Annotated in this window: 13 protein-coding genes; 7 read left to right on the top strand and 6 right to left on the bottom strand. The window is 59.3% G+C overall.

All coding sequences use genetic code 11. The annotated features are described in order from the left end of the window. Positions 1–3 precede the first annotated feature (3 nt). The 3 genes from Q1A32_RS17020 to Q1A32_RS17010 form a co-directional block, all read right to left on the bottom strand. Positions 4–1,086 carry an ABC transporter permease gene (locus Q1A32_RS17020; protein WP_299614646.1) on the bottom strand — a complete coding sequence of 361 codons (1,083 nt, stop codon included), beginning with the start codon at positions 1,084–1,086 and terminating at the stop codon, positions 4–6. 91 nt (positions 1,087–1,177) lie between these two features. Beyond that, on the bottom strand, positions 1,178–2,116 hold the full coding sequence (locus tag Q1A32_RS17015) for a sugar ABC transporter substrate-binding protein (RefSeq protein WP_299614644.1): 939 nt from the start codon (positions 2,114–2,116) through the stop codon (positions 1,178–1,180). A 196-nt stretch (positions 2,117–2,312) separates the two neighbouring features. Beyond that, positions 2,313–2,981 carry a DNA-3-methyladenine glycosylase I gene (locus Q1A32_RS17010; protein WP_299655818.1) on the bottom strand — a complete coding sequence of 223 codons (669 nt, stop codon included), beginning with the start codon at positions 2,979–2,981 and terminating at the stop codon, positions 2,313–2,315. Positions 2,982–3,176: 195 nt separating this feature from the next. Between Q1A32_RS17010 and Q1A32_RS17005 the strand changes: the two genes are divergently transcribed. The 7 genes from Q1A32_RS17005 (at position 3,177) to Q1A32_RS16975 (ending at position 10,880) form a co-directional block, all read left to right on the top strand. After that, positions 3,177–4,208, top strand: a complete 1,032-nt coding sequence (locus Q1A32_RS17005; RefSeq protein WP_299655816.1) for a LacI family DNA-binding transcriptional regulator — start codon at positions 3,177–3,179, stop codon at positions 4,206–4,208. 117 nt (positions 4,209–4,325) lie between these two features. Further along, positions 4,326–5,621, top strand: coding sequence for a sugar ABC transporter substrate-binding protein (locus tag Q1A32_RS17000; protein WP_299655813.1), 1,296 nt, complete (start codon positions 4,326–4,328; stop codon positions 5,619–5,621). Between the two features lie 163 nt (positions 5,622–5,784). Further along, positions 5,785–6,723 carry a carbohydrate ABC transporter permease gene (locus Q1A32_RS16995; RefSeq protein WP_299614639.1) on the top strand — a complete coding sequence of 313 codons (939 nt, stop codon included), beginning with the start codon at positions 5,785–5,787 and terminating at the stop codon, positions 6,721–6,723. A 5-nt stretch (positions 6,724–6,728) separates the two neighbouring features. After that, on the top strand, positions 6,729–7,562 hold the full coding sequence (locus Q1A32_RS16990) for a carbohydrate ABC transporter permease (protein WP_299655810.1): 834 nt from the start codon (positions 6,729–6,731) through the stop codon (positions 7,560–7,562). Between the two features lie 50 nt (positions 7,563–7,612). Further along, entirely contained in the window at positions 7,613–8,617 is a 1,005-nt protein-coding gene (locus tag Q1A32_RS16985) for an ABC transporter ATP-binding protein (protein WP_299614637.1), read from the top strand. Continuing rightward, on the top strand, positions 8,614–9,387 hold the full coding sequence (locus Q1A32_RS16980) for an L-iditol 2-dehydrogenase (protein ID WP_299655807.1): 774 nt from the start codon (positions 8,614–8,616) through the stop codon (positions 9,385–9,387). Before Q1A32_RS16985 ends, Q1A32_RS16980 begins: the two co-directional genes overlap by 4 nt. Further along, positions 9,387–10,880, top strand: coding sequence for a mannitol dehydrogenase family protein (locus tag Q1A32_RS16975; protein ID WP_299655803.1), 1,494 nt, complete (start codon positions 9,387–9,389; stop codon positions 10,878–10,880). The genes Q1A32_RS16980 and Q1A32_RS16975 overlap by 1 nt, the downstream gene beginning before the upstream one ends. Before the next feature lie 13 nt (positions 10,881–10,893). Here the strand turns inward: Q1A32_RS16975 and Q1A32_RS16970 are convergent, their stop codons facing one another. Genes Q1A32_RS16970 through Q1A32_RS16960 form a run of 3 tightly spaced genes read right to left on the bottom strand, consistent with a single transcriptional unit; the run spans position 10,894 to position 15,187 of the window. Further along, the gene (locus tag Q1A32_RS16970; RefSeq protein ID WP_299655800.1) at positions 10,894–12,018 is read right to left on the bottom strand and encodes a Gfo/Idh/MocA family protein; all 1,125 of its coding nucleotides are present in this window, start codon (positions 12,016–12,018) and stop codon (positions 10,894–10,896) included. 11 nt (positions 12,019–12,029) lie between these two features. Beyond that, on the bottom strand, positions 12,030–12,785 hold the full coding sequence (locus Q1A32_RS16965; protein WP_299655797.1) for a sugar phosphate isomerase/epimerase: 756 nt from the start codon (positions 12,783–12,785) through the stop codon (positions 12,030–12,032). A gap of 11 nt (positions 12,786–12,796) precedes the next feature. After that, positions 12,797–15,187: a glycoside hydrolase family 2 protein gene (locus Q1A32_RS16960; protein WP_299655795.1), complete on the bottom strand. Its 2,391-nt coding sequence runs from the start codon at positions 15,185–15,187 to the stop codon at positions 12,797–12,799. Between the last annotated feature and the right edge of the window lie 2 nt (positions 15,188–15,189).

Raw genomic sequence — 15,189 nt, 5'->3', positions numbered from 1 at the left:
GCTTCAACTCCTTGATGCGGCGCGTTCTTGGCGCATTTTGTCCAGCACAACGGCACTAATGATGATGGCGCCCATGGCCATCAACTGGAAGAAGGCGTCGAGCTTGATGTAAGTGAACCCGGACTGGATGACGCCAAAGACCATGGCACCCAGCACCGTGCCAATGATCGATCCGCGCCCGCCTGTCAGGCTGACGCCTCCGATCACGGCCATGGCGATGGCATAAAGTTCATAGAAGATGCCCATACCAGACTGCGCGGTGAGGTTCTTGGAACTCAGGATAATGGCCGCGAACGCTGCCAGCATCGACGCCACCATATAGACCCGCACCTTGTGCCGCTGCACGTTGATGCCGGACATGCGCGCGGCATCTTCGTTTGAGCCGATGGCGTAGGTGTGTTTGCCGTAGAGCGTGTATTTCAGCACCACGTGGAAGACGAAGGCGAGGCCGATGAACCAGAACACCGGCATCATGCCCTTGCCGAGGGCAGCGTAGCTTTCGGTCGGAAAAGACACGGGCTTGCCGCGTGTCCACGCCTGCGCAATGCCGCGGCAGATCAGGAACATGCCCAGCGTGGCGATGAAGGGCGGAATACGCGTGTAGGCGATCAAGGCCCCGTTTATGGCCCCGATAAAGGCCCCGAACATGAGGCCCACAATCACCGGTGCGATCACCGGCAAATCAAAGGCCCACGGCCCGAAAACGGCCTTGGGATTGGCGTTGCCGTTGACCAGTTCGGTCTGCGCAAATGACATCACGATCATGGCCGTCGCCCCGACAAGCGGGCCGGAACTGAGGTCGATACCGCCGGAAATGATCACCTGCGTCACGCCCAAAGCGATAATTCCGATGATGGAGACTTGCAGGATGATGATGCGCAAACGCGCTTCGTTGAAGATGGAGTCGAACCGATCCCGCGTGTCGAACAGGAAGCTTTGGCCGTTCATATACGGCAGCGCCTGTCCCAGAATTTCGAAGATGATGATGATCAGGATCAACGCGAAGAAAATGTTGATCTCGTTTGGCCAGGATCGTTTCGAGGCGTCAAACTTTAGCCCGCCTGTGCCGTGGGTTGCGTCGGACATTTTTAACTTCCCTATTGCGTGGCTGCGATCACGTCAGGCCGTCAGAATGGGGCGGCACGTCAGCGCCACCCCGATGCTTGGATCGTGCAGATTACTGCAGGAAGTCAGACACGTTGTCCGGTGTCACCAGCTTGAAGGGGATGAAGACGGTCTTGTCGACCTCTTCGCCCCGGGCCAGTTTCAGCGCCGTGTCGATGGAACCTGCGCCCTGACCGGCAAGGTCCTGGAACACGGTCACGTCCATGTCGCCCGCCTGCATCGCGACCAGTGCGTCAGGTGTCGCATCAACGCCACCGACCTGCACATCATCCATGGAGATACCGGAGGCTTTCATCGCCTGGATCGCGCCAATTGCCATTTCGTCGTTGTTGGCGAACACGGCGTCGAAGTCTTCACCGGACGAAATCCAGTTGGTCATGAGGTCTTGCGCCTGGTCACGCGACCAGTTGGCCGTCTGGCTGTCGATCAGCGTGATGAAGTTGCACATGTCCATGCCCAGAACGTCCTCGACGTCCTTGGAACGCTGCACAGCCGCCTGGTTCGACAGCTGGCCCATCAGCATGTAGGCGGTGGCCCCGCCCGACTTGCCTTCGGCGCGCAGGTTCTTGCAGATCTCGAACGCTTTCAGTGTACCGGATTCGATCTCGTTTGATGCCACGAACGCCTGACCTTCGGGCAGCGTGTCCATGTTGATGGGCTGGCGGTTCACATAGACCAGCGGAATGCCCGCCGATGCCGCAGCCTGGCTCATCGCTTCGGTTGCGTTGGTGTCGACCGCGTTCACGATGATCGCGTCAACGCCCGATGCAACAAAGTTGTTGATCTGGTCCAGCTGGCGCGCAACATCGTCTTGCGCGTCTTCCATTTGCAGGTCCACACCATCGAGCGTTTCGATGTGGTCCGTCATGCCATTTCGCATGATGGTCAGGCCGTTGTCGTCAAAGCGCGCCACGGACACACCGATTGTTTCCGCCATCGCTGTGCCACCCAGCAGGGTTGCCATCGCGCTTGCGATCAGAAATTTCTTCATTGGTTTCCTCCCGTTTTGGCGTGTCCGGATCACGCCCCTTTTTTTCCGGACCGCCGACCACCACACGTCTGTTTTGGACTGAGTCTTGGTTGGCTACGGGCGGGATGATATGCGAGTCGCTGCATTTTGCAACCGGTTGCATTTAAATTTTCGCTGCGGCTCCCGCAGCAGGCCAGGCGCAGTGCGCCGCCTCGGTCTACCCGCAGCTTGTTGCAAGAATGCGGCTGATCTCTTTCAACGAGCGTCCCGATTGATCCGCCCATGTGTTGATCGCGGACTGGACCGCCTTCATGGCCGCTTTGGATGTGGGCGGTTTGTCGATGATCCCTTCGGCAATCAGGCGGGCGGTCACATCGCGGGACAGGATGTACCCATCCACCCCCATGAACCGCAGGACATACTGACCGGTCGTGCCGCCCAATCGCGACCCTTCCCTTTTCAGCAACGCCAAGAGCCCTGCAAAGTCGTCCGCAGGCCACTTGGCAATCATCTGACCAAAGCTGCCGTGCTCGGCTGCCTGTTCCTGAATGAAAACAGCGTTCTGTTGTACTGACCTGATCTTTTGCGGATAGCGGATGATCGCCGTGTTCTTGCACAGATCATCAAACCAATCCTCGCTCATCATGGCGCAACGCCCAACGTCAAAGCCGTGAAACGCCTCTTCGAACCCGGGCCACATGCGTTCCACGACCTTCCAGTTGAACCCGGCCTGAAAGGTGGAGCGTGTCATCTCTGCCAGCCAACGGTCATCAGGTATTTGCGCAACAACATCCGGCGCGGCGGAGGGTTCGAAACCAGCAAAAACATTCGCCTCGGACCCTTTGCGTTCCGCGCTGATGGCCAAGATGTCGTCGATTGTGCGCATGCCGAAGGTCCTGTGTGGTCGCTTGGACAAGATACACGATCGTGGCGCATCCGGAGAAGGCGCATTTCCGCATTGGGGTGGCGCAAAAATACGTGCACTCGGGCTGATCTGCGTCAGAAAGTTTGCGCGCGCAAACTTTTTTGCCTATCGTTTTGATGTTCACGGGGCGACCGTGGCACACCGACGGAGCAGAACGTGGGCGAACGCAAGATCAGGAACATGGAGGAATTTGCCTCGGTCAGTGGCATCTCGCGCCCGACCGTGTCCAAGTATTTCCATGACCCGACCAGCGTTCGGGCCACGACGCGCGCCCGCATCGAGGCGGCCATCGAACAATATGATTACCGGCCCAACATCTACGCGATGAACCAGAACCGCGAGTTGACCAAGAACATTGGTGTCGTGGTGCCGTATTTGGCCGACCCGTTCTTTGGTGAGATTGTGCGCGTCATCGAACGCCGCTGCATCGAGGCCGGGTTTTCGCCGTCGCTGTTCAGTTCGCACGGCTCCGCAGAACAGGAACGCGACATCCTTGATACGTTGCGGTCGCTCAAACCCGCTGGCGTTTTGCTGGCCCCTTTGGGCCGCTTGTCAGACAAATCCGCCATCGAAGCGTTTTGCCGCGATGTGCCGACCGTCCTGTTCGACAGTAACATCGAAGGCATGGGCGAATCCTTTGTCGGATCAGACAATTACAGCTTTGTCTCTCAAACCGTCGAATATCTGAGCCGGACGGGCGAGCCGCCATCATTCTTCGAGATGAAGAACCCCGCCAACCCGAACGCCAACAAGCGCAGGCGGGCGTATCTGGACATGATGGAGCGGTTGGGACTGGAACCCAACGTCATGCAGATCGATGGCACAGGCTGGGCTTTTGAGGAGATCGGGCGTCAGGGGGCCTTGGAAATTCTGAACCGCGGCGCGCTGCCCACGGACACCATCCTGTGCAGCAATGATCGCCTGGCGATAGGCCTTCTGTCTGCGTGTTACGAGACAGGGCACAAGGTCGGGCGCGGGCCAGATTGCGATCTTCGTGTCGCATCGCATGATGACCACCCGTTCTCGCGCTATACCTGCCCGTCCCTGACAACGGCGGCGCATGACTATGCGAACGTGTCGGGGCACTCGGTTGAAACATTGTTTCGTCTGATCGAATCGGGTGGGCGCTTTGAAACCCGCGAGGAAACACTGTTTTCGGCGCATTTGATCATGCGAGACTCCGCGTAAATCTCTGATTTTAATAAAATTTACCAAAATACTTTACGCGCGTAAAAAATAATTTGACGCGGCGACAATTAAACGGCTACCGTACCTGACATAACATCCAATCTAGGGAGGAACCGGATGTCTCTTGGGAACGCACTTCGTGCGGCAACAGCCCTGTCTCTGATCACCGCATCGGGCGCACTGGCAGATGGCCACGCAAAATCACTCACAATTGCGATCGTGAACAACGGTCACATGATCAACATGCAGAAAGTCGCTGAAGCCTACACCGAAGAAACCGGTGTGCAGCTTGAGTGGGTTTCGCTGGAAGAAGGCGTGCTGCGCGAGCAGGTCACGTCCGACACCGCCACAGGTGGCGGTCAGTACGACATCATCAACATCGGCATGCAGGAAGCACCCATCTGGGGCCAGGCCGGTTGGATCGAGCCTCTGGACTTCAGCGACGAATATGACGTCGAAGATATCCTGCCCGCCATGCGCGAAGGTCTGAGCTATGACGGCCAGCTCTATGCTGCTCCGTTCTACGGCGAAAGCTCGATGGTCATGTATCGCAAGGACCTGGCCGATGCGGCTGGCGTCACAATCGCGGACAACGACAGCTGGGAAAACGTGAAAGCAGCCGCTGCTGCGATGCACGATCCCGACAACGGCGTCTACGGCGCCTGCCTGCGCGGCAAGCCCGGTTGGGGCGACAACGCAGCCTTCATCACAACGGTTGCCAACTCGTTCGGCGCGGCATGGTTCGACGCAGACTACAAACCACAACTGGATTCGCCCGAGTGGAACGCTGCTGTCAGCTTCTATGTTGACCTGCTCAGCAACTACGGCCCTCCCGGTTCGGAAGGCAACTCGTTCAACGAGATCCTCGCCCTCTACAACGAAGACAAGTGTGGCCTGTGGATCGACGCGACAATCGCCGCTTCGTTCTTGGACAACCCAAATGTTGCATACGCTCAGTCGCCAAACGCCGGTAACCCGGTTGGTGCGAACTGGCTGTGGGCATGGGCGATGGCTGTGCCTGCCGGCACCGAGAACGCCGAAGAAGCAAAAGCGTTCATCGAGTGGGCAACGTCCAAAGACTACGTGAAAGCTGTTGGCAACCACCCTGACTTCGGCTGGGGCAAAGTTCCCACAGGTCAGCGTGCATCCACATATGCAATCCCTGAATTCCAGGCGGCGGCACCTTTCGCCGAAGCTGAAATGGCAGCCATCGAGTCCGCGGCACCCGGCGCCACAGACCTGAAGCCCTACGTTGGTGTTCAGTTTGTTGCGATCCCGGAATTTCCGGAAATCGGTAGCGCGTTTGGCCAGGAAATGTCGGCCGCACTGTCGGGCGCCAAATCGGTCGAAGACGCACTTGCCGCAGCACAGGAAGTTGCTGACTCGGTCATGCGCGAAGCAGGCTACTACTAAGCCCGCGCACTAAGATCAGAAGGCCCGGTGTATTCGGGCCTTCACCCCCCAAAGGATTGTCGGATGCCTTGCCCGAATGGGCCAAAACCCCGAAACTGAAACCACAAGATTTTTGAAACCACCGAACGTGGCGAGCACTTCACCTCGCCAAGGCAGGAGAGTCATGTCCAACAGAACGCTCCCACGTTTGCTCCAGACACCAGCCGTCATATTGCTGCTGATCTGGATGCTGGTCCCCCTGAGCTTGACGCTTTACTTCTCGTTCATCCGCTACGTGCTGAACAACCTGCGTCGCCCGGAATGGACAACACCAAGCTTCAGCAATTGGCGCGGCTTCGGGAACTACGAATTTGTCCTGAACTCCAAGGACTTCCTGCTCGCCATCCAGAACAGCCTATTCATCGTCGGCAGCATTCTGTTCCTGACCGTCGCCTTGGGCGTGTTGATCGCGGTGATGATCAACAAGGCCTTTCCCGGACAAGGGATCGTACGGGTCCTGCTGATCTCGCCCTTCTTCGTGATGCCTGCCGTGAACGCGGTTCTGTGGATCAACATGATCCTTGACCCGGTGCTTGGCCTGCAGGGCCTTGCCGTGGCGGGGATCAACGATCTGATCGCATCGCTCCAAGGGGCACCGGTGGTCGGGTGGTTCTTCTCACTCTGGCCTGAGATCGAGCCAATCTCGTTCCGAGCCACGCAAACCTCCGCCATCGCCGTCATCATCATGGTGACGTGGCAATGGACGCCCTTTGCGGTCCTGATCTTCATGACGTCGCTGCAATCCGAGGACCAGCAACAGAAAGAAGCCGCAGTGTTGGACGGTGCCGGGACGTGGTCGCAATTCCGCTTCCTCACCCTGCCCCACCTTGGTCGCCCCATCGCGATTGTGGTGATGATCCAGGCGATCTTCCACCTGTCGCTCTATGCCGAGATCGAGATCGTCAGCCGCGGCAACGGCAACAAGAACCTGCCCTATCTGATCGGTGAGTTCGCCAACAACAATATCGGTGCAGCCAGCGCCACCGGCATCTTTGCCGTCATCCTCGCCAACATCGTCGCCATCTTCCTGCTGCGGATGATTGGCAAGACATTGATGGAGTAAGACCAATGGCTATCGTTGCAACCACAACCAAATTCAGCGTGTACGGACGGCCTGTTCTGGCCTGGATCGTGGGCCTGCTGTTCTTCTTCCCGATTTTCTGGCTCGTGCTGACCAGCTTCAAGACGGACGCGGACGCGGTAAAGCCCGAGTTCCTGTTCTTCTTCACTCCGACGCTCGACAACTACCTGAACATGACCGAGAACTACGATTACTGGCGCTTTGCCACCAACTCGGTCATCACGTCGGTTTTCGCCACCATCTTTGCGCTCGCAGTGGGTATTCCCAGCGCCTATGCCATGGCTTTCAACCCGTCCCGCGCGACCAAGGACGTGCTGATGTGGATGTTGTCGACCAAGATGTTGCCAGCGGCTGCTGTTCTGTATCCCATGACCTTCCTGACCAAGAGCCTGGGCCTCTTTGACACCCACTTCATGGTCATCGTGGTCCTGATGCTGATCAACTTGCCAATCGTGATCTGGATGCTGTTCACCTACTTCAAGGAAATTCCCAAGGATATCATCGAAGCGGGTCAAATGGATGGCGTGAACACTTGGGGTGAGGTCAAGGAAATCTTGATCCCGCTGGCGTGGGGTGGCATCGCCTCAACCGCGCTTCTGTGCTTCATCTTCTGCTGGAACGAGGCGTACTGGACTGTTCGTCTGACCACCACGGAAGCCGCCACATTGTCGAAACTGATCGAAGGCAACCGTGCACCAGAGGGGCTGTTCTTTGGCCGCCTGTCTGCCGTGTCTGCCGCAGCCGTCGGGCCCATCGTTGTACTGGGCTGGTTCTGTCAAAAGCAATTGGTCCAAGGCTTGACCTTCGGTGCCGTGAAATAGGAACGCCCGCGCTCTAGTAGCAAAGCGGTAGCGCATAAAAGGATAGACTTATGGGACGTATCGTACTGGAAGATGTGACCAAGAGCTTTGGTGAAAGCCAGGTCATTCCCCCGCTGAACCTGACCATCGAAGATGGTGAGTTCGCTGTGTTCGTCGGCCCCTCGGGCTGCGGGAAATCCACCCTTCTGCGGCTGATCGCAGGGTTGGAAGACACGACTTCAGGCAAGATCGTGATAGACAACGAGGATGCCACGCAGGTGCCGCCATCCAAGCGCGGTCTGGCCATGGTGTTCCAATCCTACGCGCTGTACCCGCATATGTCGGTGCGCAAGAACATCGCCTTCCCCTTGCGGATGGCAAAGATGTCGCAATCCGAGATTGACAAGAAAGTTGAAGGGGCGGCCAAGATCCTGAACCTTGCCGACTACCTTGAGCAGAAGCCCGGTCAGTTGTCCGGTGGTCAGCGCCAGCGTGTCGCCATTGGCCGCGCCATTGTCCGTGAACCTGCGGCGTTTCTGTTTGACGAACCTTTGTCGAACCTTGATGCGGCGCTGCGCGTGGGCATGCGTTTGGAAATTTCCGAACTGCACAACCGCCTCAGCACCACAATGATCTACGTGACCCACGATCAGGTCGAGGCCATGACCATGGCCGACAAGATCGTCGTGCTGCGCGCCGGCAATATCGAACAGGTGGGCTCCCCGCTTGATCTGTATCACACGCCGCGCAACATCTTTGTCGCGGGCTTCATCGGCTCGCCCAAAATGAACATCATCAGCGGTCCCGAAGCTGACAAGCTGGGCGCCACATCCGTCGGGTTCCGGCCTGAGCATACGGATGTCAGCAAGACCGAAGGCATGTGGAAAGGTCGCGTTGGCGTGGCCGAGCATCTGGGCTCCGACACGTTCATCCATGTGCATGACACCGGCCTTGCCGACATGATCACTGTGCGCATCACGGGCGATATTGCGGTGACCCACGGCGATGACATTTATCTCACGCCACAGCTCGACAAGCTGCACAAGTTTGACGCTGACGGATTGCGGATGGCATGACACGACTGGCGGGCAAAAACGCGCTGATCACAGGTGCTGCACGCGGCATAGGTTTGGCATTTGCCCAAGCCTATGTGCGCGAAGGCGCGCGCGTTGCCATTGCCGATATCGACATCGCGCGTGCCCGCGCAGCGGCCGCCGATCTGGGCGATGCCGCAATTGCAGTCGAGATGGATGTGACACGTCAGGACAGCATTGATGCTGCCGTGGCGCATGTTGCCGACAGCTTTGGACAGATCGACATCCTGATCAACAACGCCGCCCTGTTCACAGCCGCTCCGATCACCGAAATCGAACGTACAGATGTGGACCGCGTGTTCGACATCAACGTGAAAGGCACCCTTTTTACAATGCAGGCCGTGGCCCGCCATATGATAGAAACCGGCGTCAAAGGCCGGATCATCAACATGGCAAGCCAGGCCGGACGGCGGGGGGAAGCCTTGGTTGCGGTCTATTGCGCAACCAAGGCTGCCGTTATCTCGCTCACCCAATCGGCGGGGCTGAACCTCATCGAACATGGGATCAACGTGAACGCGATCTCGCCCGGTGTGGTGGATGGCGAACACTGGGACGGGGTCGATGCGTTCTTTGCCAAATACGAAGGCAAAGCGCCCGGCCAGAAGAAGAAAGAAGTTGGCCAAGCCGTGCCTTACGGGCGCATGGGGACCGCACAGGACCTCACCGGCATGGCCGTTTTTCTTGCAAGCGATGATGCGGAATACATCGTCGCACAAACCTACAATGTAGATGGCGGACAATGGATGAGCTGATGGCAGATGGTTCGAAACGACACCCCGCCGTGCACCTGTCGGACGCGGCGCTGGCCGCATTGCCCGAAGGTGTGCTGCGCCCTGAATATGACCGCACGCAACTGACGCCCGGCATCGTGCATATCGGTGTCGGCAATTTCCACCGTGGCCATCAGGCCTGGTATCTGCACCGTCTGATGCAGATGGGTCTTGCCCATGACTGGGCCATCGTCGGCGCTGGCGTCCGTCAGGGCGATGCCGTGATGCGTGACAAGCTGTTGGCGCAGGATTGCCTGACAACGCTGGTCGAACTGGACCCAAAGGGGACGTCTGCCGAAGTGACCGGGTCGATGATCGACTTCCTTCCGGTTGAGCCGGATAACGCGACCTTGATCGCCACCATGGCCCGCCCGGACATCCGGATCGTCGCCATGACTGTGACGGAGGGCGGGTATTACGTCGACCCGGCGACGGGGGGGCTTGATCTGTCCCATCCCGATATCCAGCACGATATCGACAACCCGGCCACACCCGGCACCGCCTTTGGTGCGATGGTGGCCGCGCTGGCCAAACGTCGTGCCGCAGGCGTCGGTCCCTTCACCAGCCAAAGCTGTGACAACCTGCAAGGCAACGGCGATATCCTGCGCGATATCGTGGTGTCGCTGGCCCGCGCCACGGATCCCGATCTGGCCGATTGGATCAACAGCAACGGGACCTTCCCCAATTCGATGGTAGACTGCATCGTGCCCGCCACAGGCCCCAATGAAATCGCGCTGGCAACCGCTCTTGGTATCGCGGATGCGGCCCCTGTCACGCACGAAAACTTTCGCCAGTGGGTGATCGAAGACGCCTTTTGCGCCGGACGCCCCGATTGGGACAAGGCAGGCGCCACCTTTACCGATCAGGTGCACGCCTATGAAGCGATGAAAATCCGCATCCTGAATGCAGGCCATCAGGTGCTTGCCAATGCAGGCGAATTGCTCGGGGCCGATACCATTGCGGACTGCATGGGGCACACGGATATCCGCGCCTTTTTCCGCAAGGTTCAGATGGAAGAAATCGCGCCCTACGTTCACGAAGTGCCGGGCTTCACGCCAGCCGCCTATGTCGATCTGATCGAAACACGGTTCTCCAACCCGGAAATCCGTGACACGACCCGCCGCGTGGCCTTTGACGGCTCGTCCCGGCACACGGGCTTTATCCTGCCCATCCTCCGTGATGCGCTGGCCGCTGGCGGTTCGGTGTCGGGCCTGAGCCTCGTCGAAGCGCTCTGGGCTCGGATGTGCGCAGGCACGCGGCAGGACGGCAGTGTGATTGAGCCAAACGACCCGCATTGGGACGCTCTGACCACCGCGGCACGCGCGGCCAAAGACAACCCGCAGGCTTGGCTGGCACAAAGCCAATATTATCAAGAGCTTGCGGACATCCCTGAATTTGCACAGCAGTTCGACAAGTGGCTGCGCCTGATCTGGGCAGATGGCGTGGACGCCGCGCTCACAACCTACACGGCCTAAGCGCGACCTCGCATCACTTCAACAACGCTTGCGCCGCCTCTGCCGTCAACGGCTCGGGGCGCGCGCATGTGGTGCTCAGGGTGATCATCTCACCGGTCTCACCGGCTTTCAGAACGGATGTCATCACGTCCACAGCATGCAGGGCCAATTCCAGCGAACAGCGGTGCGGGCGCGCCTCGTTCATGGCCGCCGCCATGTCGGCCAGACCCGCCGTCCTGTAATTCGCCTTGGCCGCGCCGTTGTTCTCTTGATTGGGCACGCCAAACGGGTGGGCATCTGTCGTCAGCATTTCGGCATTACCGTCCGCATCCACCACTTCAACCTCGCCCGAGAACCAGTTGGGATCAGGCAGGAACATACTGCCTGTTGTTCCATAAAGCTCCATATGCCCGTGGCGATGTGCCCACACATCCCAGGACGTGGATAGGGTGATGGTCGCACCGGATTGAAACTCCAGCAAAGCGTGGATGTTGGTCGGGGTCTTGACGGGGATCTCTTCGCCCTTGCGTGGCTCGGACAGGATGGTCCGCGTCTTGGCCGGGGTCGAGGTCAGCGCCCCGACCCGCGCCACCGGCCCCAGAAGCTGGATCAGATTGGTCACGTAATAGGGTCCAATGTCCAGCATCGGCCCGGCACCCGGCAGAAAGAAAAAGTCGGGGTTCGGATGCCAATGCTCCATCCCGTGGTTCATCACGTGGGCTGTGCCCGCAACCACATCCCCGATCTGGCCCGCATCGAGCGCCGCACGCGCCGCCTGATGCGCACCGCCCAGAAACGTATCAGGCGCCGACCCGATACGCAGGTTCTTGGCTGCCGCCAAGCTGCGCAACTCCTCGCCCTCGGCTTGGGTCAGAACGATGGGCTTTTCGGAATAGGCATGCTTGCCCGCCTGAAGGATCGACCGCGTCACCTGAAAATGGGCGTCGGGGATGGTCAGATTCACGATGATGTGGATATCGTCGGCAGCAAGCAAGCCTTCGACGGTCTCTGCCCGCACGCCAAACTTCGCAGCCTGCGACTGAGCCGCGTCCGCGTTCATGTCGGCAACTGCCCGCACCTCCAACCCTTTGAACAAAGGCGCAAGTGTCAGATATGCGGTCGAGATGTTGCCGCAGCCGATGATGCCAATGCCTTGCATGGTCGTCTCCTTCAAAAGCTTTGTGCGGCGACAAACGCGCGTTTGGCAAAGCGGTGGTGGTCGCTGGGTTTGTCGTGCTCTGTCACGAAATACCGTGTGCCCGCCTGCTTGAGCGCATTGAACAGCGCGGGCCAGTCCATCGTGCCATGCCCCACATCGGCCCAGCCATCTTCGTCCAGCGCCTCACCCTCGGGCGCGATGTCCTTCAGATGCGCAATCGCGATCCGCGATCCGTAGCGGTCGATAGGAGCCATCGGATCAGCGCCCGCCCGCACAGCCCAAGCCACATCATATTCGAACTGCACCGAAGGGGCAGCACTCAGGATCAGATCCATAGGCAATGTACCATCCCCTAAAGCCCGGAACTCGAAATCATGATTGTGATACGCGACTGACAAACCCGATTGCCCGAATGCGTTGGCCACAGCCTCGAGCCGCGCCCCATAGGCCAGCCAACCATCTGCGTCCACAGGCCGGTCGTCCGGCATGATGTAGGGGATCACAATGGTCTCGACCCCGAAGCGTTTGGCAATGTCCGTGACGCCGCCCGGATCGCTTTCGCACATCTCCAGCCCCACATGGCAGGTGGGCATGGTCAGCCCCGTATCTGCCAACCCACGCTCCAGCGCATCCATGGCTGCCGGATCGCTTACCAAAGCGCCGTAGCCCTCGACATGTGTATATCCGATATCGGCCAGCATCCCGAGCGTGTCCGTGAGTGGTGGAAAAAGCCGGGAGCTGTAGAGCTGGTAGGACAAGGCAGTCATGGCGGAACCTTTCAGGTGTCGTAGGTGGCGGAATGAAGATCGCGGATGGTGAAGGTCGGTTGCGTTTCGGTCAGTGCCGGAGTGAAGCGGGTGGTCACGCGGCGACCGGGTATGATGTCAAAGGCGTTGTCGCTGAACCGTCCGGGTTGGTCGACCTCGATAGCCACGAACAGGGCCAGCCGATCAGCGGTCAGCGTGATAACCCACGCGTCGTCCTGCCAAGAGGTATCGGTCGTGATCCCCGCAGGCTCAAGCGCATAGGCCTTGTAAGGACGCAGGGCGAAGTGATCGGTCCGTGTTGGACCGTCCTCAACCGACCAGTCGAACATCAGGACTTCATTGTCGCCGATTGCGTCCGTCGCGATCATCGCGACCGCAACAGCCGCGTCGGGCGGGGCCGATACGGCCGCTGTGTCCAAAGCGCGGCTTTGTCCGGCTGTGGAGACGGCAAAGGCTTCGACCCGCACGGTCGTTGCGCTTGGCAAATCATTGACCACCCGTAGCTCGGTGCCCTGCGCCGTGGGCACCGCTGCCACAATCACATCCGCGTAGAAACGGCGCGCCACGTGGTGCAGCAGCTTCCAGCCCCCACCATGATCAAGGCTCGACCACGAACAAACCGGCCACGTGTCATTGAGCTGCCAATAGAGCGTTCCCATACAATGCGGTTTCAGGCTGCGCCAATGCGTGACAGCCGTTTTTATGGCCAGCGCCTGCTGGACCTGACTGAGGTAGACGAAATTCTCGAACCCCACAGGAAAGCGAAAATATCGGAACATCGTCTCCGCAATTCGCGCATTGCCACCTGTGTTCTTCTGATGGCTCTCCATCACCGGAGCGGCAATATTGAAATCCGCCGGGTCTGCAAAGCGCCGGATCACGTCCATGGACGGATAGGATTGAAAGCCGAACTCGGAACAGAACCGGGGGGTGATGTCCCGGTAGTGATCAAAATCCCGCCCCTCATGCCACACGGACCAGAAGTGCATGTCGCCGGAACGGTCATCGTGCCAATCGCCGCTGAAACTCATCGGGCCCGGTGACGGGCTGGACGGCCACCAGACCGCGTCGGGTGCTGTCGCCTTCAGTGCCGTTTCGATGGTGCGGTTCAACCGATCATAAGCCACCAGGTATCGGTCACGATCCTTGCGGCTTTCATCGTACCAGTTCAGCGCGCCCAGCAATTCGTTGTCGCCACACCAAAGGGCGATGCACGCGTGGTGGTTAAGCCGCGCCACCTGTTGGGTTACTTCCATTTGCACGGCTGTCAAAAAGTCATCTGTCGCGGGGTAGAGATGGCAGGCAAACATGAAGTCGTGCCAGACCAGCAAGCCCATTTCGTCGCACAGATCATAGAACCAATCGGGCTCGTACCGGCCCCCGCCCCAGACGCGTATCATGTTCATGTTGGCATCGACCGCAGATTGCAAAAGGTCGCGACAGACCTCGGGTGTGATGGCAGAGCCAAGGGCATCGGCAGGAATCCAGTTGGCGCCTTTCATGAACACGGGCCGTCCGTTGATATGCAGGGCAAAGCCCGTGCCCGTGGCGTCCTGCGCTGTGACAAGCTGGACGTCTCGCAACCCGATACGGCGCGTGGCGTGGACGTTCTTGGCGGACACCTTCAGATCATGCAGGATCTGTGGCCCTTGGCCCGCCGGCCACCAGATTTGCGGTTGGTCGATGCGCAAGGTCGCTGTCGCTTCGCTTTGGTGGATCGTGGCCGATGCCGCGACACCGCACAGGCTGACTTCGATCTGCGTGCCGTCCTTGATCCCTTCGGTCCTTGCGGTAACCCGCACCTCCACCCTGCCCGCCTCATGCTTTTGGGCGATGATGATGTCGGCGATGCGCGGTCCCGCAGGTTCCAGCCGTATGTCGCCATATAGACCAAAGGGGGCCAGGGCGATGTTCCAATCCCAACCGAAGTCGCATTCCGGTTTGCGCAGCATGTTGCCATGCGGGATCGGACAGTTGTCCACCTGAAAAGGCACCGGAAACGGTTGCGCCTCGGCCCGGCGTCGCGCCTCTCGGGGTGCGGACCGGACATGCAGCGTGATCACGTTCTCGCCACTGACAAGCGCGTCAGAAACGTCCACCCGGTAGGTGCGAAACATGCTGTCAGCATGCAAAACCGCCTGACCGTTCAGCGACACGTCCACCACGGTATCCAGCATCGACAGCACCAGCACCATTTTGCGATCCGTGACGCGGAAGGTGCGGGTCAGCAGCCAATCCCGCTCTGCAATCCAGCGCAGGTCGTATTCATTCTGGCCCCAGTACGGATCGGGAATGACACCTGCATCCCGCAACGCGCTGATGCCGTCACCGGGCAACGCCATCGGTGCGGTGTGCTGCCCCGTCTCGTCAGAGAGGTGCCAGGTGCCAGACAGATCAAGCATGC

Origin of the sequence: uncultured Tateyamaria sp. (genome assembly GCF_947503415.1) — a bacterium.
GTDB lineage: Bacteria > Pseudomonadota > Alphaproteobacteria > Rhodobacterales > Rhodobacteraceae > Tateyamaria.
The sequence above is the reverse complement of the archived record's forward strand: the minus strand, read 5'-3'. Positions and strand labels throughout refer to the sequence as shown.